The following is a 19441-nucleotide window of genomic DNA, read 5'->3' on the forward strand; positions in this document are numbered from 1 at the left end:
TCGTCCAGAACGTGTCGGCGGCCTCCACGGGCCTCACCGACATCTCCTTCACCCTCCCGAAGGCCGAGGGCCACAAGGCCATCGACGCCCTGGAGCGAGCCGGATTCCTGACCCTGCGCTACGACGACCGGATCGGCAAGATCTCCCTGGTCGGCGCCGGTATGAAGACGAACCCGGGCGTCACCGCCTCCTTCTTCGAGGCGCTGTCCGACGCGGGCGTCAACATCGACCTGATCTCCACCTCGGAGATCCGCATCTCGGTCGTAACCCGCGTCGAGGAGACCGAGGCTGCCGCCCGGGCGGTCCACTCCGCCTTCGCCCTGGACACGGACTCCGCGGAAGCGGTCGTCTACGGAGGCACCGGACGCTGAGCGGCGGGGCCACCACCCGCCGGGCGGCCCGGGCCGGCGGCTCCGGCCCGGGGTGCGGCGGCGGTCGCGGCGAGCAGTGCGGCCCCGGCGACGGCTAACCGGCGCAGCAGCCGACGGGTGCGGGGCGGACCGTGGAAGGAGTGCAGTGCGGCTCCCAAGTGACGTCAGTACGGGCGGGGTTGCCCGTGCGGCGGGGGGTGCCCGCGTGCCCCACACTCATGCAGCAGGCCCGACGGGCTGTCAACAACGCGGCCCGCACCCGTCCGCCGCGCCGATCTTGACCCCGGCCGCGCGGCGGGGCGAGGATCGCGCCATGACGGCAGTACGGCACCACACGGTCGACGGCCTCCTGCGGGCCGCCGCGCGGCGGCACCCCGACCGGACCGCCCTGCGCTACCGGCAGCGGACCTGGACCTACGGGGAACTCGACGCGGCGGTCTCCACCGGCGCCGCCGTCCTGCGGCAGCGGTACGGGCTGGCCCCCGGCGACCGGGTCGCGGCCTACGCCCACAACTCCGACGCCTACCTGATCGCCTTCCTCGCCTGCGCCCGGGCCGGGCTCACCCACGTCCCGGTCAACCAGAACCTGACCGGCGAGGACCTCGCGCACATCCTCCGCGACTGCGCGAGCGCCCTGGTCCTCGCCGACCCCGGCCTCGCCGGCCGGGTCCCCGGCGGGCAGCCCGTGCGGGCGCTGCGCGACGCCCCCGGCTCCTTCCTGGCGGAGCTGGCCCAGCCCCTGCCCCACGAGGCCTCCGCCGACCCCTCCGCCCTGGTGCAGCTGCTGTACACCTCGGGGACCACGGCCCTGCCCAAGGGCGCGATGATGACGCACCGGGCGCTGGCGCACGAGTACGAGAGCGCCATCGCCGCCCTGGACCTGGCCGAGGGGGACCGTCCCGTCCACTCGCTGCCGCTGTACCACTCCGCGCAGATGCACGTGTTCCTGCTGCCGTACCTGGCGGTGGGCGCGGACAACACCGTCCTCGACGGGCCGGCCGCCGAGGAGGTCTTCGACCTGGTGGAGGCGGGCCGGGCGGACAGCCTGTTCGCACCGCCGACCGTGTGGATCGCCCTGGCCGGCCACCCGCAGTTCGGGGAGCGGCGGCTCGGCGCGCTGCGCAAGGCGTACTACGGGGCCTCGATCATGCCGGTCCCGGTCCTGGAACGGCTGCGCGAGCGGCTGCCGGGGCTGGCGTTCTACAACTGCTTCGGGCAGAGCGAGATCGGCCCGCTGGCCACCGTGCTGGGGCCGGAGGAGCACGAGGGGCGGATGGAGTCCTGCGGGCGGCCCGTGCCGCACGTGGAGGCGAAGGTGGTCGACGAGGAGGGCACGGAGGTCCCGGACGGCACGGCGGGGGAGGTGGTGTACCGCTCGCCGCAGCTGTGCCTGGGCTACTGGAACGACGCCGAGGCCACGCGCACGGCCTTCCGGGACGGCTGGTTCCGCTCCGGCGACCTCGCCGTACGGGACGCCGAGGGCTACTTCACGGTCGTGGACCGGGTCAAGGACGTCATCAACTCGGGCGGGGTGCTCGTGGCCTCGCGGCAGGTGGAGGACGTGCTCTACACCCATCCGCAGGTGGCCGAGGCGGCTGTCGTGGGGCTGCCCGACGAGCGGTGGATCGAGGCGGTCACGGCCGTCGTCGTACCGTGCGGGGAGGGCACGGAGGCCGAGCTGATGGCCTACGCCCGCGAGCGGCTCGCCCACTTCAAGGCCCCGAAGCGGGTGGTGTTCGTGGCGGCCCTGCCGCGCAACGCCAGCGGCAAGATCCTCAAGCGGGAGCTCCGCGACCGCCTCGGGGACTCCTGACGGCCCGCCGGCCGGGCCCCGCGCGGTGCGGGACCCGGCCGGCGGCAGCGGCGGCGCCACCCCCCCTGGGCCGGTGCGGCTGCCGTGCCGGTGGCGCAGTCGTAGCGCGGCCGGGGTGGGGGCGGTCGCGGGGCCGGTGCGGGGCCGGTCAGGCGTCGAAGTCGGTGCCCCGGCTGACGGGCTCCCAGGTGCGGGCCTCCTCGCGGGCGGCGTCGGCGTGGGCGAGGATCGCGTCGAGGGCGTCGTTGCCGAGGGCGAGCCGCAGCGGGGTCTCCTCCGCGTCCAGCGCGGCCAGGATCGCGGCGGCCGCCTTGACCGGGTCCCCGGGCTGCTTGCCGTCGCTGTCGGGCAGTCCGGTACGGACCGCGCCGACGGTGTCGGCGTACGCGGGCAGGACGGTGGCCGACTGCTGGAGCGCGGCGCCGCCCGCGAAGCCCGTACGGAAGGCCCCGGGCTCCACGATCAGCGTCTTGATCCCGAAGGCCGCGACCTCACCGCGCAGCGCCTCGGTGAGGCCCTCCAGGGCGAACTTCGTCGCCGAGTACGCGCCGACGCCCGGGAAGGACAGCCGGCCGCCCATGCTGCTCATCTGCACGATCGCCCCGGACTTGCGCTCGCGCATGTGCGGCAGCGCGGCGCGGATCAGCGCGGCCGGGCCGAAGAAGTGCAGCTCCATCAGATCGCGGAGCTCGGCCTCGGAGGTCTCCTCGACCGCTCCGATCAGCCCCCGGCCGGCGTTGTTGACGAGGACGTCGATCCGGCCGAACCGCTCCACCGTCTCGGTGACGACCTCCTGAGCCCGTGCCGTGTCCGTCACGTCCGCCGCGACCGGAACGAGCTGCCCGGGGTGGGCGGCCGCCAGGTCGTCGAGCGCGGCGGGGCGGCGGGCCGCCGCGACGACCGTGTCGCCGGCCGCCAGCGCGGCCTCCGCCAGTGTCCGTCCGAAGCCCGAGGACGCCCCGGTGATCAGCCATACCCGCTCGGCGCCGAGATTCTGCGCAGACATCAATCCCCCTGATATCAAACGGTGTTGTGGGTGTTACGGGTGTGATCCTGTCATGTTCCCGCCCGCCGGACTCACTCCCGTCCCGGATCGTGGGAAGGGCCCTCACCGGGGTCCTCACCGGGACCGAGGACTCCGCCGGCCCGCAGTCGCCGCAGGGTGAGGTGTTCGTGCGCCAGGCGGCCCACCAGCGCCCCGCCGTAGACGACGAAGCCGACGCCGACCAGCCAGGACTGCACGACCAGCAGCGTCCCGAACGGGCCGTAGGTCACCGCGTTCGAGGCGATCAGCGGGGAGAACACGAGCTGCGAGAAGACCCGCAGCCCCAGCAGGCCGACGCTGGTCGCCACGGCCCCGGGGAACAGCGCGGCCCAGCGCACCCGCCCGCCCAGCAGCAGCCGCCCGGAGCTCCAGAAGAACAGGCAGGTGCCGACCAGGTCGCTGACGGTGCCCAGGGCGGCCCCCGCCGTGCCCTCGGAGGGCGCGGGGATGCCGACGAGCAGCGCCAGGTAGCAGACCAGCAGGGCCAGCCACACCACGTGCCGCCACATGGTGTGCCAGCGGGCCGTCGGCAGGTCCCACACCTTCTCGTAGCCGGTCTGCACGGCGGAGCCGAAGGTCAGCCCGAACACCGCGAGGGCCGCCAGCCCGAAGGCGGTGGTCCGCTCCAGGGCCAGGTCCGCCGCCCCGAACAGCAGCTCGACCTTGGCCCGGGAGGAAGCGGTGACCCCGAGGGCCTGTCCCAGCCAGCGGCCGAAGCCCGACCCGCTGCCCGGCGCGGCCGCCGCCACGACCACCAGCAGCGGTACCAGGGTGAGGAACCCGAGGGCGGCGAAGCCCATCGCCCGGTGCATCAGCTCGATCTCGCGGCCACGGCTCCAGGCCAGCCCGGCGGGGGAGGCCAGTAACCGGTCGTGCAGCTGCCGGAAGGTCGAGGTCACACCCCTTCCCCTACCCGGGCCGGCCCGGCCGGTCCCGCACGCCGCGCCCAAATGGGGCCGAAGGGGTGGCCCGCCCCGGCCGCGTCTCAGGCCTCCACGGCGCCCTCCCCACTCCCGCGCAGGTCCTTCACCCGCTTGATCTTGCCGACCGAGCGCTCCAGGGTCTCCGGCTCCACCACCTCCACCCCGACGGACACCCCGACCCCCTCCTTGACCGACCGCGCCAGCTCCGCGGCCGCCGCCCGCCGCTGCCCGGCATCGGCCTCCCGGCGCGCCTCCACCCGTACGGTCAGGGCGTCCATCCGCCCCTCCCGGGTCAGCCGCAGCTGGAAGTGCGGGGCCAGGGCCGGGATGCGCAGGAGTATCTCCTCGATCTGGGTCGGGTAGAGGTTCACCCCGCGGACGATGAGCATGTCGTCGCTGCGGCCCGTCACCTTCTCCATCCGGCGGAACGCGGGCCGCGCGGTCCCCGGCAGCAGGCGCGTCAGGTCCCGGGTGCGGTAGCGGACCAGGGGCATGGCCTCCTTGGTGAGGGAGGTGAAGACCAGCTCGCCGAGCTCGCCGTCCGGCAGCACCGCTCCGGTCAGCGGGTCGATCACCTCCGGATAGAAGTGGTCCTCCCAGATGTGCAGACCGTCCTTGTGCGAGGCGAACTCCTGGGCCACGCCCGGCCCCATCACCTCGGAAAGGCCGTAGATGTCGACGGCGTCGATGTCCAGCCGGTCCTCGATCTCGCGGCGCATCTCCTCGGTCCAGGGCTCCGCGCCGAAGACCCCGGTGCGCAGGGAGGTCGAGCGCGGGTCGATGCCCTGGCGCTCCATCTCGTCGAGCAGGGTGAGCATGTAGGAGGGGGTCACCATGATGACCTCCGGCCGGAGGTCCTGGATGAGTCTGACCTGGCGGTCCGTCATGCCCCCGGAGGCGGGGACGACCGTACAGCCGAGCCGCTCGGCCCCGTAGTGGGCGCCGAGGCCGCCCGTGAACAGGCCGTAGCCGTAGGCGATGTGGACGATCTGTCCGGGCCGGGCGCCCGCCGCGCGCAGCGACCGCGCGACCACGTCGGCCCAGGCGGCGAGGTCCCCGTCGGTGTATCCCACCACCGTGGGCCGGCCGGTGGTGCCGCTGGAGGCGTGCAGCCGGCGGACGTCGGGGCGGGGGACGGCGAACATCCCGAAGGGGTACTGGTCGCGCAGGTCGGCCTTGGTGGTGAACGGGAAGAGCGCGAGATCGGCCAGTGAGCGGCAGTCGTCGGGATGCACCCCCGCCTTGTCGAAGGCCTCCTGGTAGAAGGGCACGCGGTCGTAGACCCGGTGCAGGGTCGCTCGCAGCCGCTTGAGCTGGAGTGCCGCCAGCTCGTCGGGGCCGAGCCGCTCCGCCTCGTCGGCCGGCTCGTACCCGTAGGCGCCTCCGAGTTCTCCGTGATCTTCGTTGTTGCCGAGTTCCGCCTGCGCCGCCATTGCCGCCACCTCACCGAGGACCGATGCCAACCGGCCAACCAACCCAACCGAACGTTCATTCGGTAGATTGCCGGACCCCGACCGGCAAATCAATGACTCGAACGAGTGATCGTCTGATGGGATGGGGTCCATGCATGTATTCACCACCTACGACGGAACCGAACTCGCCTACCACGTCCAGGGTGAGGGCGAACCGCTGGTCTGCCTGCCCGGCGGGGCCATGCGGGCGTCCCGCTACCTCGGCGACCTCGGCGGGCTGGCCGCCGGACGCCGGCTGATCCGGCTCGACCTGCGCGGTACGGGCGACTCCGCGATACCGGCGGACGAGGCCACGTACCGCGTCGACCACCAGGTGGAGGACGTGGAGGCGCTCCGCCTCCACCTGGGCCTGGAGCGCATGGACGTCCTCGGCCACTCGGCGGCCGGCAACCTCGCCATGCTGTACGCGGCCGCGCACCCCGAACGGGTGGGCCGCCTCGTCCTGGTCACCCCCACCTCGTGGGCGGTGGGCCTCGGCATCACCGCCGGACAGCGGCTGGACGCGGCCCGGCTGAGGGCGGGCGCCGAGCCGTACGACACGGCGATCGAGGCCATGGGCAGGCTCCTCGCGGGGTCGGGCGCCGTCGAGGACAGGGACCTCGCCGCCCCGCTCTTCCACGGGCGCTGGGACGACGCCGCCCGGGCCCACCACGCGGCCGGGGCGGCGGAGCGCAACGACGAGGCCTCGATGGCCTTCGCCGCCGACGGGGCCTTCGACCCGCCCGCCACCCGGGCCGCCCTGGGCCGGTTCACCCGGGAGGTGCTGGTCCTGGCGGGCGAGCTGGACGGCGGCCCGGCGCCGGAGCTCGCGGCGGAACTGGCGCGGCTCTTCCCCGCCGGGGTCCTCGACGTGCAGCCCGGCGCCGCCCACTTCCCCTGGCTGGACGACGCCCCCCGCTTCGCGTCCCGCGTCGAACACTTCCTGGCCACGGGAGCCTGACGCCACCCCGCGCCCGGGGCTCGCACGGGCCCCGGCGCCCCGGACGGCGGGCCCCCGCCGGCACGGGTGAGCCCGCGGGCCGGTGCCGGTCCGGGGGCCGGTGCCGGTCCGCGGGCCCGGGGAGGGGTCAGGCCCTGGTATCGGCCTCGGTGGCCACCGCCTTCGCCCAGCGGTAGTCCGCCTTGCCGCTCGGTGAGCGCTGGACGGCCGGGGTGATCACGAGCTGGCGCGGGATCTTGTACCCCGCCAGCCGGGTCCGGCAGTGCGCCTGGATCTCCTCCAGCGTGGGCTCCGGGGCGCCCGCCCGGACCTGCACCACGGCCGCCACGTGACTGCCCCAGGTCGCGTCCGGGACACCCGCGACCAGGGCGTCGTACACGTCCGGATGGGACTTCAGCGCCTGCTCGACCTCCTCCGGGTACACCTTCTCGCCCCCGGTGTTGATGCACTGCGAACCGCGCCCGAGGACGGTGACGATCCCCTCCTCGTCGACCGTCGCCATGTCGCCGAGGAGCACCCACCGCTCCGCGCCCTTCCGGAAGAAGGTCTCCGCGGTCTTCACCGGGTCGTTGTAGTAGCCCAGCGGGACGTGCCCGCGCTGGGCGAGGCGTCCCGGGACGCCCACCGCCACCGGCTCGTGCGTCACCGGGTCCACCACCTGCGTCCGGTCGTTGACCTGGAGCCGGAAGCCCTTCTCCGGGCCGGAGTCGTCCGTGGCCCGCCCGTTCGAACCCGACTCGGAGGAGCCGAAGTTGTTGAGCAGCACCACGTTCGGCACCAGCCGCTGGAACTCCGCGCGCACGGACTCCGACATGATCGCCCCCGACGAGGAGACGCTGAACAGCGAGGAGAGGTCCGTCCCCTTCAGCGGTCCGTTCAGAGCGTCGATCAGCGGCCGCAGCATCGCGTCGCCCACCAGCGACACGCTCGACACCCTCTCCTTCTCGATGGTGCGCAGCACCTCCTCCGGCGCGTACTTGCGGTGGATCACCACCCGCTGCCCGTAGTTGAAGGCGATGAACGAGGTCAGGGTGGAGGTGCCGTGCATCAGCGGGGGAGCGGGGAAGAAGGTCAGCCCCGCCCCCCGGGCCGCCACCCGCTCCGCGAGCTCCTCCGGCCGCTTGACGGGTTCGCCCGAGGGCTCGCCGCCGAACAGCCCGGCGAAGAACAGGTCCTCGGCCCGCCACATGACCCCCTTGGGCATGCCGGTCGTGCCGCCGGTGTAGATGATGAACAGGTCGTCGGGGCTGCGCGGCGCGAACCCGCGCTCCGGGGAGCCGGCCGCCTCGGCGTCCGCGTACGCCACCGGCGCGATCGCCGGCTCCGGCGCTCCCGGCGGGGTCGGGCCCACCCGGAGCAGGTGGCGCAGGCCCGGGGCCTGGGGGAGCGCGGCCGCGACCCGTTCGGTGAACTCGCCCTCGAAGACGAGCGCGGCGAGGTCGGCGTCGTTGTAGAGGTAGACCAGCTCCTCCTCCACGTACCGGTAGTTGACGTTCACCGGGACCAGGCGGGCCTTGAGGCAGGCCAGGACGGTCTGCAGGTACTCCACGCCGTTGTAGAGGTGCAGCCCCACGTGCTCGCCGGGGGCCAGGCCGCTGTCCGCGAGGTGGTGAGCGACGCGGTTCGCGGCCGCGTCCAGCTGCGCGTACGTCAGGCGGCGCTCGGCGCCGGTCCCGGGGTGGTCCACGTACACCAGTGCCTCGCGGTCGGGGACCACGTCCACGACCGATTCGAACAGGTCGGCAAGGTTGTACTCCACCGTTCCTCCTCCTGACCCGGACCGGGCGGCCGGTCTGCTCGGCGGTCATTAGAGCGCTGCCCGGCACAACTGGGAAGGGCGCGCACCAAGAAAACTGACTGACCGTCAGCAAACCCTTGTACTGCACCCGGCCCTCCTGCAACCTGTTCTAGGTCTCGAGACGGGAGGACGGCAATGGGTGGGACGGAACACCTCACCGTGGACCGGCACGGCGCCACGCTGGTGCTCACCATGAACAGGCCGGAGGCGAAGAACGCGCTCTCGCTTCCGCTGCTCGTGGGGCTGTACGACGGCTGGCTGGAGGCGGACGCCGACGACGGGATCCGCTCGGTCGTCCTCACGGGCGCGGGCGGGGACTTCTGTGCCGGCATGGACCTCAAGGCGCTGGCAGGGAAGGGCATGGCGGGCGACCGATACCGGGAGCGCCTCAAGGCCGACCCCGACCTCCACTGGAAGGCGATGCTCCGTCACCACCGGCCGCGCAAGCCGGTGATCGCGGCGGTGGAGGGCTACTGCGTGGCGGGCGGCACCGAGATCCTCCAGGGCACCGACATCCGCGTCGCCGGGGCCGGGGCGACGTTCGGCCTGTTCGAGGTCAGGCGCGGGCTGTTCCCGATCGGCGGCTCGACGGTGCGGCTGCCCCGGCAGATCGCGCGCACGCACGCGCTGGAGATGCTGCTGACCGGGCGGCCCTACTCGGCCGAGGAGGCGGAACGGATCGGGCTCGTGGGGCGGGTGGTGCCGGAGGGGACGGCGCTGGAGGCGGCGCTGGAGATCGCCGAACGGGTCAACGCGTGTGGGCCGCTGGCCGTCGAGGCGGTGAAGGCCTCCGTCTACGAGACGGCCGATATGACGGAGGTGGAGGGGCTCGCGGCCGAACTGGCGCGGGGGTGGCCGGTGTTCGACACCGCCGATGCGAAGGAGGGGGCGCGGGCCTTCGCGGAGCGGCGTCCGCCGGTCTTCCGGCGGGCCTGACGGTGCCCTCGCGGGGCGGGGCGTCCCTGCGGGGCCGTTCCCCTACCCGCCCTTCCCCCGTTCCCCGGGACTCCGGCCCGGCCCCCCTCGGGGGCTCCGCCCCCGGACCCCCTCGGGGGCTCCGCCCCCGGACCCCCTCGGGGCTGCGCCCCGGACCCCCTCGGGGCTGCGCCCCGGACCCCGGCGGGGGCTGCGCCCCCAGCCCCTCGGGGCTGCGCCCCGGACCCCTCGGGGCTTCGCCCCGGAAACCCCGGGACCGCCCTGAACCCTCGGGGTTCTGCCCCCATCCCGGGGGGGGGCGGGGCTCCGCCGCCCCCGGGGCCGTGCCCGGCCCCGAGGGCCGTGTCCGACCCCAGGGGCGGCGCCCCCCCCCGGGCTGGCGCCCGCCCCCGGGGGTTGTGCCCCCGACGCCGTCCTCCCGGTTTCGCCCCCGTGTCCGTACCTGCCGAGCATCGGAGAGCATCCATGACAGCCGCGTCCCCGCCCGAGGTGCTGCGTGCGCCCCTCGTCGTCGAGTTTCCCTTCACCCGGTCCCTCGGGCCCGTCCAGAGCGCCTTCCTCACCGGGTTGCGCGAAGGCGTCGTCCTCGGGGTCCGGACCTCCGGCGGTGCCGTGATGGTGCCGCCCGTCGAGTACGACCCCATCACCGCCGACGAGCTCCGCGAGCTCGTCGAGGTCGCGCCCACCGGGACCGTCACCACCTGGGCCTGGAACGGCGAGCCCCGCCCGCAGCAGCCCCTCGCCGCCCCCTTCGCCTGGGTGCTGGTCCGGCTCGACGGCGCCGACACCGCCCTCCTGCACGCCCTCGACGCCCCCGGCCCCGACGCCGTCCGCACCGGCATGCGGGTCCGTGTGCGCTGGGCGGCCGAACGCACCGGGGCCATCACCGACATCGCCTGCTTCGAGCCGGCGGAGGAAGGGGAGCCGCGCGGCGGCGCCCTCCCGCACGACGGGGTCTTCGACGAGCCCGTCACCGGCATCGTCGCCGAGGCCCGGCTGGACTACACCTACAGCCCGGGCCGTGCCCAGACCGCCTACATCAACGCCCTCTCCGAGCGCCGCACCGTCGGCGAGCGCTGCCCCTCCTGCCACAAGGTCTACGTCCCCCCGCGCGGCGCCTGCCCCACCTGCGGGGTCGCCACCACCGACCGCGTCGAGGTCGGCCCGGCCGGCACCGTCACCACCTTCTGCATCGTCAACATCAAGGCGAGGAACCTCGACATCGAGGTGCCGTACGTGTACGCCCACATCGCCCTCGACGGCGCCGGCCTCGCCCTCCACGGCCGGATCGGCGGCATCCCGTACGACCAGGTCCGCATGGGCCTGCGCGTCGAACCGGTGTGGACCGAGGGCGGCCGCTACCCCGACCACTACCGCCCCACCGGCGAACCGGACGCGGACTACGACGCGTACAAGGAGCTCATCTGATGCCCAGGACGAGCAGGCACGCACGCGAGGTGGCCGTCGTCGCCTTCGCCCAGAGCGACCACCTGCGCCGCACCGACGAACTCAGCGAAGTCGAGATGGTCATGCCGGTCCTGCACCGGGTGCTGGCCGCCACCGGCCTGAAGACCGGAGAGATCGGCTTCACCTGCTCCGGCTCCAGCGACTACCTCGCCGGCCGGGCCTTCTCCTTCACCATGACCCTCGACGGCGTCGGCGCCTGGCCCCCGATCTCCGAGTCCCACGTCGAGATGGACGGCGCATGGGCCCTCTACGAGGCCTGGGTCAAGATCCAGACCGGCGAGGCCGACACCGCGCTCGTCTACGCGTACGGGAAGTCCTCCCCGGGCTCCGTGCGCGACGTCCTCACCCGCCAGCTCGACCCCTACTACCTCGCCCCCCTCTGGCCCGACTCCGTCGCCCTGGCCGCACTCCAGGCACAGGCGCTCATCGACGCCGGGGAGACCGACGAACGGGCCCTCGCCGCCATCGGCGCCCGCAGCCGGGCCGACGCCGCCGCCAACCCGCACGCCCAGCTCCGCGGAGCCGTCCCGCAGGGCGGCTACCAGGTCGCGCCCCTGCGCACCGGGGACTGCCCGCCCATCGGCGACGGGGCCGCCGCCGTCGTCCTCGCCGCCGGGGACACCGCCCGCGCCCTGTGCGGGCGGCCCGCCTGGATCACCGGCATCGACCACCGCATCGAGGCCCACGGCCTGGGCCTGCGCGACCTGACCGACTCGCCGTCCACCCGGACCGCCGCCGAGCACGCCGGGCTCTTCGACGCCCCGGTCGACACCGCCGAGCTGCACGCGCCGTTCTCCTCCCAGGAGGTCGTCCTGCGCAAGGCCCTCGGCCTCGGCGACGGCGTCGCCGTCAACCCCTCCGGCGGCGCCCTCGCCGCCAACCCCGTCATGGCCGCCGGCCTGATCCGCATCGGCGAGGCCGCCGCCCGGATCCACCGCGGGGAGTCCGACCGGGCCGTCGCCCACGCCACCTCCGGCCCCTGCCTCCAGCAGAACCTGGTCGCCGTCCTGGAAGGGGACCCCGCATGACGAGTACCGGGAAGGAGCCGGTGGCCGTCGTCGGCGTCGGCCAGACCAAGCACGTCGCCGCACGCCACGACGTCTCCCTCGCCGGCCTGGTCCGCGAGGCGGCGGTCCGCGCCCTCGCCGACGCGGAACTGACCTGGGCGGACGTCGACGCCGTCGTCATCGGCAAGGCCCCCGACTTCTTCGAGGGCGTGATGATGCCGGAGCTCTACCTCGCCGACGCCCTCGGCGCGGTCGGCAAGCCGATGCTCCGCGTCCACACGGCCGGATCGGTCGGCGGGTCCACCGCGCTCGTCGCCGCCAACCTGGTGGCCGCCCGCGTCCACCGCACCGTGCTGACCCTGGCCTTCGAGAAGCAGTCCGAGTCGAACGCCATGTGGGGCCTCTCCCTCCCCGTCCCCTTCCAGCAGCCGCTGCTCGCCGGGGCCGGCGGGTTCTTCGCCCCGCACGTGCGTGCCTACATGCGGCGCACCGGCGCGCCCGACACCGTGGGCTCGCTGGTGGCGTACAAGGACCGGCGCAACGCGCTGAAGAACCCCTACGCGCACCTGCACGAGCACGACATCACCCTGGAGAAGGTCCAGGCCTCGCCCATGCTCTGGGACCCCATCCGCTACTCCGAGACCTGCCCGTCCTCGGACGGGGCCTGCGCCATGGTCCTCACCGACCGGGCGGGCGCGGCCCGGTCGCCCCGCCCAGCCGCCTGGGTGCACGGCGGCGCGATGCGCAGCGAGCCCACCCTCTTCGCGGGCAAGGACTTCGTCTCCCCGCAGGCCGGCAAGGACTGCGCCGCCGACGTCTACCGGCAGGCCGGGATCACCGACCCGCGCCGGGAGATCGACGCGGTCGAGATGTACGTCCCCTTCTCCTGGTACGAGCCCATGTGGCTGGAGAACCTGGGCTTCGCACAGGAGGGCGAGGGCTGGAAGCTCACCGAGGCCGGGGTCACCGAACTCGGCGGCGACCTCCCCGTCAACCCCTCAGGCGGCGTCCTGTCCACCAACCCGATCGGCGCCTCCGGCATGATCCGCTTCGCCGAGGCGGCCCTCCAGGTCCGCGGCCTGGCCGGGGAACACCAGGTCCCGGACGCCCGCCGGGCCATGGGCCACGCGTACGGGGGCGGCTCCCAGTTCTTCGCCATGTGGCTGGTGGGATCCGAGCGGCCGGGCGGCTGAACGGGCCGGACGCACCGCACCGGCCACGGGTGACGGACCGTGGTCTGTGCGCCACCCGTCGCGCTGGCTACCCTGGGCCCCCCGACGACGACGTACCGGGAGGAGCAGGCAGATGGCCGAGAGCACGACCGCGCGGACCCTCGCTGACCGGGGCAGGCCCCCGCTCGATCTCAGCGGGGCGGAGTGGCAGCCGAGCAGCCGGGGCGAGGGCGACCTCCAGGTCGCCTTCGTGGAGGGCTTCATCGCGATGCGCGACGGCGAACGCCCCGGCGACCCGTCACTGGTCTTCGCCCCCAACGGATGGCGCAAGTTCGTCCTGGGCGCCCGGGCGGGCCGCTTCGGCCCGGTGTAGACCGGCGCGGGCCCGCGCGGGGCGCCTCAGGACGCGGCGCGGGAGGTCAGCCGCAGGGCCGTCTGGAGCTCGTGCTCCCCGGAGACGGTGCCGAGCCGCTCACCGGCGAAGGCCTCCTCCAGGACGGCGCTGACCCGGCGCACCGCGTCGGCGGCGCCGTCCAGCTCGGCGGTCGCGGGCGGCGCCGGCCGGGCCGCCGGGACCGGGCCCGGCGCCCTGCGGCGGACGTCCACCGTCACCGCCCAGATGCTCGGGGACGCCGCCGGACCCCCGGCGGCCCGCGCCGGGGCCGGCGCGGGCGGGGACATCCCGGGGAAGGCCTGCGCCAGCACACCGAGCACGGCCTCCGCGGCCTCCCGGTCACAGTGGCTGACCAGCACGCTCACCTCGGACTCCGCCGCGCGGGCCGCGTCCACCCGCTCGGGATCGGCCACCGGGCCCGCGCCCGTCCCCGTACGGGAGGGCACGCCGGGCGCCCGCCCGTGTTCGTCCACCATCGCCCCTGTGTCCGGGAGCGGCGGGCCCTCGTGGCCGTGGTTCGTGTCCATCCTTCGCCTCCGGGTCGGGGCACGGCCCCGCGTGGAGCCCGGGGCCCGCCGGTGACCGGCACGTCGGGGTGCCTCACCCGGCGCCTGTCCGCACACGGCCGCGCCAAACCCGGTCCACGGCACGGAGCCGCGCCGCACCCGGCCGGACGCCGCCGGACCGCCCCGGCCGCGGGGCCGGGGCGGCACCGAAGTCCGGAAGAGAAGATCGGATTCTTTCCCGGGAGGGGGAGCCCCCGGGGCGTGCGCGGGCGTACGCTGATCTCCCGAACCGGCCTGGGGGGTACCAGCCATGACGGACCGCCGGAACCTCACGCGGCGCGCGCTCTTCGAGCGCGAGACGGAGCTCGTCAGCGTCGACGAGGCCCTGGACCGGCTCACCGGCACCGGCCCCGACGCGGCCGGCGGCCTGCTCGCCCTCTCCGGCCCCGCCGGGCTCGGCAAGACCACCCTCCTCGCCGAAGTACGCCGCCGCGCCCTCGCCCGCTCCTGTACCCTCCTCGCCGCACGCGGCGGCGAACAGGAGCAGAGCCAGCCCTTCCACGTCGCCCGCCAGCTCATCCAGCCCCAGCTCGCCGGCCGCCCCGAGAGCGAGCTGCGCGCCGCCCTCGGCGGCTGGTACGCCATCGTCGGCCCCGCCCTCGGCCTGTGCGCCCCCGAACAGGGAGCCCCGCCCGACCCCCAGGGCCTGCGCGACGGCCTCGACTGGGTCCTCACCCACCTCACCGTCCAGCGCGCCCCCGTCGTCCTCCTCCTCGACGACGCCCACTGGGCCGACCCCGAATCCCTCGGCTGGCTCGCCGCCTTCGCCCCGCGCGCCGAACACCTCCCGCTGCTCCTCGTCGTCGCCTACCGCCCCGACGAACTCCCCGTCCACGCCGAGGCCTTCCGCACCCTGCCCGGCCGGGCCGGCCGACGCCCGCTCGCCCTCGCCCCGCTCACCGAGGCGGCCGTCGCCACCCTGGTCCGCGAGACCGTCGGCGCCCACGCCGAGGACGCCTTCTGCCGCGAGGCCTGGGCCGTCACCACCGGCAACCCCTTCGAGGCGGTCGAACTCACCGCGAAGGTCCGCGCCCGGGGCATCACCCCCGTGGAGTCCAGCGCCCCGCTGCTGCACGACCTGGCCGCCGCCCAGCGCGGCAGCGGCCTCGTCGCCCGCCTCCAGAGCCTCGGCCCCTCCACCGTCCGCTTCGCCTGGGCCTGCGCCGTCCTGGGCACCGCCATCCCCCGGCAGATCGCCGCCCGCGTCGCCGGACTCGGCGCCGAGGAGGCCGCCGGCGCCACCTGGCGGCTGCGCGACGCCCGCATCCTGTCGACGCCCCCGGCCGAGGCCGACGGCGAGGACGCGGACGCCGGGCTGGAGTTCGTCCACCCGCTCATCGCCACCGCCATCTACCGGGCCATCCCCGACGCCCTGCGCGTCGCCCTGCACGGCAAGGCCGCCGCCGTCGTCGACGCCGGACTCGGCTCCTCCGCGGCCGCCCGGCACCTCCTGGAGACCCACCCCGAGAACGACCCCTGGGTGGTGCGCACCCTGCGCGAGGCCGCCGCCGAGAACCTCAGGGCCGGCGCCCCCGAAGCCGCCCGCCGCCAGCTCGCACGGGCCCTCCAGGAGCCCCCGGACTTCGGTGAACGCGCCGCCGTGCTCTACGAACTCGGCTGCGCCTCCCTGCTCACCGAACCCGCCACCACCGTCAACCACCTGCGGGCCGCCCTCGCCGAACCCTTCGACGACCCCGCCCTGCGCCAGGGCATCGTCATCCGGCTCGCCCAGGTCCTCGCCCACAGCGACCACCTGCGGGCCGCCTCCGAACTCCTCGCCGCCGAGATACCCCGCACCCACGACCCGCGCGCCCGGCTGCGCCTGCAGTCCGAACAGTTCATGTGGGACGCCTTCGACGCCGCCGAACCCGACTCCCCGGCCCGCTCCCGCCGGCTGGCCAAACTGGCCGACCGCCTCACCGGCCGCGACCTCACCGAGCGCTACGTCATCGGACTGCGCGCCTGGGACGCCTGCCTGCGCGGCGAACCCCGCGAGGTCTCCCTCCACCACGCCGGCCGGGTCCTGGAACGTCCCTTCAGCTGGGCGCAGGAGGACCGCGGCTTCGAGGTCCCGGTGCTCGCCGCGATGGTCCACATGTACGCCGACCGGCCCGGCCGCGCCGAGGAGCTCTTCGAGGCCGGCACCGCCGAGTTCGAACGCCAGGGCTGGCACGGCGCCCACCTGTCCTTCGCCTACAGCCTGCGCGCCTACATCCGCTACCGGCGCGGCCGCCTCACCGAGGCCGAGGAACTCGCCCGGGCGGGCCTGCGCCTCGCCGAGCGCGTGGGCCGCCGTACGCCCGTGCACTGGTACGCCCTCACGATCCTCATCACCACCCTGCTCGCCCGGGGCCGCACCGAGGACGCCTGGGGGCTCGCCCGGGACCACGAGTACGGGGAGCCCTTCCCGGCCGCCGTGGTCTTCCCCGACTCCCAGACCGTGTACGCCCAACTGCTCCTGGCCGCCGGGGACCACAAGGCGGCCGCCGTCGAACTGGAGGCGGTGGACCGGCGCCTGACCCCGCGCGGGATCCAGAACCCGGCCTGGTGCCCCTGGCAGCTGCTGCTCGCCCGCACGGTGGCCCCCGAGGACCCCGCCAGGGCCCGGGCGCTGGCCGCCGAGGCCCTGCACCGGGCGCGGGCCTTCGGCGCCCCCTCCGCCATCGGACAGGCCCTGCGGGTCTCGGCGGAGGTGGCGCCCCAGGAGGCGCGTGCGGCCCTGCTGACCGAGGCGGTCACCCTCCTGGAGGACTCCCCGGCGGCCTACGAGCTGGCCCGCGCCCTCGCCGCGCTGGGCACCGAGCTGCGCGACCCCGACCTGCTCACCCGCGCCCGTCTGACCGCCCGCACCTGCGGCGCCGACGCCCTGGAGGCCCGCACCGCGCAGGCCCTGACGGCGTTCGCGCGCGGCGCGACGTGACGCGGACCGCCCCGTACGGGGCACAGTGGGCGGTATGGATCACCACACCAGGCTCAGCGTGTTCCGCAGCGAGGCCGCGGCCTACGACAAGGCCCTGAGGCGGGCGGCCGACGGCGGCGGGGAAGGCCCGCCCGTGCCGTCCTGCCCCGGCTGGTCCCTCGCCGACCTCGCGGGACACCTCGGCAGCGTCCAGCGCTACCTCGCCCACATCCTCCGGGGCCGCCACACCGAGCCCCTCGACCCCACCGACCCGGCGCTCTACGACCTCCCCGAGGACCCCGCCGTACGGGCCGCCTGGCCACGGCAGGACGCGACCCCCCACCGCGGCCCCGTCCCCGCGGAACTCCTCGACTGGTCGGCCGGGGCCGCCCGGCAACTGGCCGGGGTACTGGAGGAACTGGGCCCGGACGTCCCCGTGTGGAGCTGGTCGGCCGAGCACACGAGCGGCTTCTGGGCCCGGGTGCAGACCATTGAACAGGCCGTCCACCGCTGGGACGCGGAATCTCTCACCGGCGACCCGGCCCCCTTCGACCCCGCCTTCGCCGCCGACGCGGTCGCCCAGACCTTCGAGGTCATGGTCCCCGCCCGGCGCGGCTGGAAGCCCGCCCCGGCCGGCAGCGGGGAGCGCTACCGCTTCCGGCGGGCCGACGGCCCGCAGTCCTGGACGGTGGAGTTCGCCGGGAACGAGGTCCGCCTGGAACCGGACGGCACGGGACCGGCCGACGTCGAAGCCGTGGGCACGGCCTCAGACCTCACCCTGTTCCTCTGGCAGCGGCTGCCCGCCGGCGGGCTGGAGGTCACCGGCGACGCGGCCCTGCTGGAGCGCTGGTTCGTCCTCGTCCCCCCGGCCTGAACCCGGGCGGGCGCCCGCTCAGCGGCGCACGCCCCCGGGCCGGTCCGAGGGGTACGGGCGGGTGCGGAAGGAACTGACGACGGGGGACCGGCGCAGGGCCCGGGCCACGGCGACCAGGTCCGGCGCCCCGGCCGGCCCCGGCGCGGCCCCGGCCGTGCCCGGCGCCCCGGCCCCGGGGTCCGCCGCCGCACCCCCGCGCAGGCCGCGCACCGCGGCGACCACCGCCACCGCGTCGGCCGTCGCCGCAGCTTGAGCGGGCGCCTCGTCACGGGCCAGGGCCTCGGCGAGCGCCCGGCCGCGGACCCCCGGGTCCATGTACGGCTGGAGCCGCAGCAGCCCGTCGCTGATCTGCGTCCTGCGCTGGACCAGGCGCCGGCTCACCGGGGTCCGCCGGGGAAGCCGCAGCGAACCGGTGTCCAGCCCGGCCAGCTCCCGCACGAACGGCGCGAGGGAGCGGTACTGGCGGTAGTCCGTCCACAGCCCCTGCAGGGCCTGTCCGGCGTGCGGGAGGATGAAGCCCACGGCGATGAACAGGGCGCACACCGAGGCGATCGGCGGGGCCACGTACGTGCTGAGCCAGTCCAGGTCGTGCCCGGTCCAGCGGGCGAACACCGCGGCCAGCTTCACCGTGTCGTAGCCGAGGTTCAGGATGAACCCGATGACGAGGAGCACCAGGCCGGCCCGCAGCCAGCCCGACACCTCGCGCAGCCAGGTCCAGGTGACCACCGAGGTGATCAGGCAGGCGGCCGTGTGGGCCCCCAGGTAGAGCAGGATGTGCTCGCGCATCCAGGGGGTGTTGGCGTAGTAGGTGTCCAAGTCCCGCAGCCGCTCGACCGGCACCTCCGCGCAGGCGAAGGTGACCCACAGGCCGGCGACCACGGCGGCGTAGACGCAGCCGATCGTCCAGTTGGTCCGGCGCACCCGCCGTGGATCGCCCCCGCGCCAGTGGATGATCAGGATGAGGCAGGAGGCGCAGAACATCGTCAGCAGCGAGTAGACCAGCGGCGCCGCGAAGTTGCTGACGCCTGTGGAGCTGTTCAGCAGGGCCAGGGTCTTGGGCCGGCCGAAGTAGAAGACGGCCGAGCCGAGCAGGAGCAGTCCGCCCAGGGAGCGCACGTTCGGGTCGATCCGCCAGAACCTCATGATCACCGGGAGGCGGATGGCGAGGGCCAGGGTGAGTATCGCCGCCGGGATGAGGTACGGGATGTAGAACTTGTCCGAGGTCAACGTCAACCGATCGGTCCGCGGTAGCCCAGCGCGTTGCCTATCCGCCCCGCCACACCGTTCCTGTGCCCGGCCCCGGAGGACTCGCCGCCCGCCAGCCACGACCGGCACCGGTCGCCGAGCATCAGCCCGAAGCGCTCGGCCTCGATCTCCTGGCGGTCCTCGTAGTGCGACCGCGCGGCGACGCTCTCGTACGTCAGCGACGAGGCGTCCGGCAGCGCCCGGGCGGCGTCGGCGGCCCGGTTCCCGTGCTCGCCGCAGTGGCCGGCGTTCATGTGCCACAGCTCGTGCCCGAGGATGACCAGTTGGTGGTCCGGGGTCGTGTACTTCTCCACGACGACGATGTCGTACTCCTCCATGTTCAGCCAGAGGCCCGACGTGGTCAGCTCGGTGGGGAAGCGCTCGAAGCGCAGCACGATGGGGCGGCCCCCGCGCGTGCGGCTCATGGCGTCGCACAGGGCGCGGAAGAGGGTCTGCGGATCGGTTGGCGCCTCCAGCTCCAGCGAGGAGGTCAGCGTGGTGCACAGCTTGCGCATCGAA

At 74.8% G+C, this 19441-nt stretch carries 17 protein-coding genes; 10 read left to right on the top strand and 7 right to left on the bottom strand.

Features of this window, described 5'->3' with window-relative positions:
- Together ABT403_RS36965 and ABT403_RS36970 are read left to right on the top strand one after the other, a co-directional pair.
- A partial coding sequence (locus ABT403_RS36965; RefSeq protein WP_351650802.1) for an ACT domain-containing protein occupies nt 1–371 on the top strand: 371 nt, incomplete at its 5' end.
- Nucleotides 372–684: 313 nt separating this feature from the next.
- On the top strand, nt 685–2184 hold the full coding sequence (locus ABT403_RS36970) for a fatty acyl-CoA synthetase (RefSeq protein WP_344168368.1): 1500 nt from the start codon (nt 685–687) through the stop codon (nt 2182–2184).
- A 148-nt stretch (nt 2185–2332) separates the two neighbouring features.
- On the opposite strand, the gene ABT403_RS36975 is transcribed toward ABT403_RS36970, so the two are convergent.
- The 3 genes from ABT403_RS36975 to paaK form a co-directional block, all read right to left on the bottom strand.
- Nucleotides 2333–3190 (bottom strand): oxidoreductase, encoded by an 858-nt coding sequence (locus ABT403_RS36975; protein WP_344168365.1) that lies wholly within the window; start codon nt 3188–3190, stop codon nt 2333–2335.
- A 71-nt stretch (nt 3191–3261) separates the two neighbouring features.
- Nucleotides 3262–4128, bottom strand: a complete 867-nt coding sequence (locus ABT403_RS36980; protein WP_344168363.1) for a YhjD/YihY/BrkB family envelope integrity protein — start codon at nt 4126–4128, stop codon at nt 3262–3264.
- Between the two features lie 86 nt (nt 4129–4214).
- Nucleotides 4215–5585 carry a phenylacetate--CoA ligase PaaK gene (gene paaK, locus ABT403_RS36985; RefSeq protein WP_344168360.1) on the bottom strand — a complete coding sequence of 457 codons (1371 nt, stop codon included), beginning with the start codon at nt 5583–5585 and terminating at the stop codon, nt 4215–4217.
- Between the two features lie 130 nt (nt 5586–5715).
- On the opposite strand from paaK, the gene ABT403_RS36990 reads away from it, so the two are divergent.
- The gene (locus ABT403_RS36990) at nt 5716–6564 is read left to right on the top strand and encodes an alpha/beta fold hydrolase (protein ID WP_344168357.1); all 849 of its coding nucleotides are present in this window, start codon (nt 5716–5718) and stop codon (nt 6562–6564) included.
- Between the two features lie 127 nt (nt 6565–6691).
- On the opposite strand, the gene ABT403_RS36995 is transcribed toward ABT403_RS36990, so the two are convergent.
- Nucleotides 6692–8323, bottom strand: a complete 1632-nt coding sequence (locus ABT403_RS36995; protein ID WP_344168354.1) for an acyl-CoA synthetase — start codon at nt 8321–8323, stop codon at nt 6692–6694.
- A 174-nt stretch (nt 8324–8497) separates the two neighbouring features.
- On the opposite strand from ABT403_RS36995, the gene ABT403_RS37000 reads away from it, so the two are divergent.
- The 5 genes from ABT403_RS37000 (at nt 8498) to ABT403_RS37020 (ending at nt 13317) form a co-directional block, all read left to right on the top strand.
- Nucleotides 8498–9298, top strand: coding sequence for a crotonase/enoyl-CoA hydratase family protein (locus ABT403_RS37000; RefSeq protein ID WP_344168351.1), 801 nt, complete (start codon nt 8498–8500; stop codon nt 9296–9298).
- 465 nt (nt 9299–9763) lie between these two features.
- Nucleotides 9764–10726 (top strand): Zn-ribbon domain-containing OB-fold protein, encoded by a 963-nt coding sequence (locus tag ABT403_RS37005; RefSeq protein WP_344168348.1) that lies wholly within the window; start codon nt 9764–9766, stop codon nt 10724–10726.
- Nucleotides 10726–11793 carry a thiolase family protein gene (locus tag ABT403_RS37010; protein WP_344168345.1) on the top strand — a complete coding sequence of 356 codons (1068 nt, stop codon included), beginning with the start codon at nt 10726–10728 and terminating at the stop codon, nt 11791–11793. Before ABT403_RS37005 ends, ABT403_RS37010 begins: the two co-directional genes overlap by 1 nt.
- Nucleotides 11790–12965 (top strand): thiolase family protein, encoded by a 1176-nt coding sequence (locus ABT403_RS37015; RefSeq protein WP_344168342.1) that lies wholly within the window; start codon nt 11790–11792, stop codon nt 12963–12965. Before ABT403_RS37010 ends, ABT403_RS37015 begins: the two co-directional genes overlap by 4 nt.
- A 112-nt stretch (nt 12966–13077) precedes the next feature.
- Nucleotides 13078–13317 (top strand): DUF397 domain-containing protein, encoded by a 240-nt coding sequence (locus ABT403_RS37020; RefSeq protein ID WP_344168339.1) that lies wholly within the window; start codon nt 13078–13080, stop codon nt 13315–13317.
- 26 nt (nt 13318–13343) lie between these two features.
- Here the strand turns inward: ABT403_RS37020 and ABT403_RS37025 are convergent, their stop codons facing one another.
- Nucleotides 13344–13865 carry a hypothetical protein gene (locus ABT403_RS37025; protein ID WP_344168336.1) on the bottom strand — a complete coding sequence of 174 codons (522 nt, stop codon included), beginning with the start codon at nt 13863–13865 and terminating at the stop codon, nt 13344–13346.
- Nucleotides 13866–14154: 289 nt separating this feature from the next.
- On the opposite strand from ABT403_RS37025, the gene ABT403_RS37030 reads away from it, so the two are divergent.
- Together ABT403_RS37030 and ABT403_RS37035 are read left to right on the top strand one after the other, a co-directional pair.
- Nucleotides 14155–16824, top strand: a complete 2670-nt coding sequence (locus ABT403_RS37030) for an ATP-binding protein (RefSeq protein ID WP_351650808.1) — start codon at nt 14155–14157, stop codon at nt 16822–16824.
- Between the two features lie 34 nt (nt 16825–16858).
- On the top strand, nt 16859–17677 hold the full coding sequence (locus ABT403_RS37035) for a maleylpyruvate isomerase family mycothiol-dependent enzyme (protein WP_344168330.1): 819 nt from the start codon (nt 16859–16861) through the stop codon (nt 17675–17677).
- A gap of 18 nt (nt 17678–17695) precedes the next feature.
- Here ABT403_RS37035 and ABT403_RS37040 read toward each other — a convergent pair whose 3' ends face one another.
- Nucleotides 17696–18910: an MAB_1171c family putative transporter gene (locus tag ABT403_RS37040; protein ID WP_344168327.1), complete on the bottom strand. Its 1215-nt coding sequence runs from the start codon at nt 18908–18910 to the stop codon at nt 17696–17698.
- Nucleotides 18907–19437: a toxin-antitoxin system, toxin component gene (locus ABT403_RS37045; RefSeq protein ID WP_344168452.1), complete on the bottom strand. Its 531-nt coding sequence runs from the start codon at nt 19435–19437 to the stop codon at nt 18907–18909. The genes ABT403_RS37040 and ABT403_RS37045 overlap by 4 nt, the downstream gene beginning before the upstream one ends.
- Between the last annotated feature and the right edge of the window lie 4 nt (nt 19438–19441).

The sequence above is a fragment of the Streptomyces sp. NPDC000075 genome (assembly GCF_040301925.1).
Classification (GTDB): Bacteria; Actinomycetota; Actinomycetes; order Streptomycetales; family Streptomycetaceae; genus Streptomyces; species Streptomyces polychromogenes.

What these genes read in the sequence shown, in the direction of transcription:
- ABT403_RS37045 (WP_344168452.1), bottom strand. Translation starts at nt 19,437, where the DNA reads ATGCGCAAGCTGTGCACCACGCTGACCTCCTCGCTGGAGCTGGAGGCG.
- ABT403_RS37005 (WP_344168348.1), top strand. Translation starts at nt 9,764, where the DNA reads ATGACAGCCGCGTCCCCGCCCGAGGTGCTGCGTGCGCCCCTCGTCGTC.
- paaK (WP_344168360.1), bottom strand. Translation starts at nt 5,585, where the DNA reads ATGGCGGCGCAGGCGGAACTCGGCAACAACGAAGATCACGGAGAACTC.
- ABT403_RS37010 (WP_344168345.1), top strand. Translation starts at nt 10,726, where the DNA reads ATGCCCAGGACGAGCAGGCACGCACGCGAGGTGGCCGTCGTCGCCTTC.
- ABT403_RS37000 (WP_344168351.1), top strand. Translation starts at nt 8,498, where the DNA reads ATGGGTGGGACGGAACACCTCACCGTGGACCGGCACGGCGCCACGCTG.
- ABT403_RS36990 (WP_344168357.1), top strand. Translation starts at nt 5,716, where the DNA reads ATGCATGTATTCACCACCTACGACGGAACCGAACTCGCCTACCACGTC.
- ABT403_RS36970 (WP_344168368.1), top strand. Translation starts at nt 685, where the DNA reads ATGACGGCAGTACGGCACCACACGGTCGACGGCCTCCTGCGGGCCGCC.
- ABT403_RS37030 (WP_351650808.1), top strand. Translation starts at nt 14,155, where the DNA reads ATGACGGACCGCCGGAACCTCACGCGGCGCGCGCTCTTCGAGCGCGAG.
- ABT403_RS37025 (WP_344168336.1), bottom strand. Translation starts at nt 13,865, where the DNA reads ATGGACACGAACCACGGCCACGAGGGCCCGCCGCTCCCGGACACAGGG.
- ABT403_RS37015 (WP_344168342.1), top strand. Translation starts at nt 11,790, where the DNA reads ATGACGAGTACCGGGAAGGAGCCGGTGGCCGTCGTCGGCGTCGGCCAG.
- ABT403_RS36975 (WP_344168365.1), bottom strand. Translation starts at nt 3,190, where the DNA reads ATGTCTGCGCAGAATCTCGGCGCCGAGCGGGTATGGCTGATCACCGGG.
- ABT403_RS37020 (WP_344168339.1), top strand. Translation starts at nt 13,078, where the DNA reads ATGGCCGAGAGCACGACCGCGCGGACCCTCGCTGACCGGGGCAGGCCC.
- ABT403_RS37035 (WP_344168330.1), top strand. Translation starts at nt 16,859, where the DNA reads ATGGATCACCACACCAGGCTCAGCGTGTTCCGCAGCGAGGCCGCGGCC.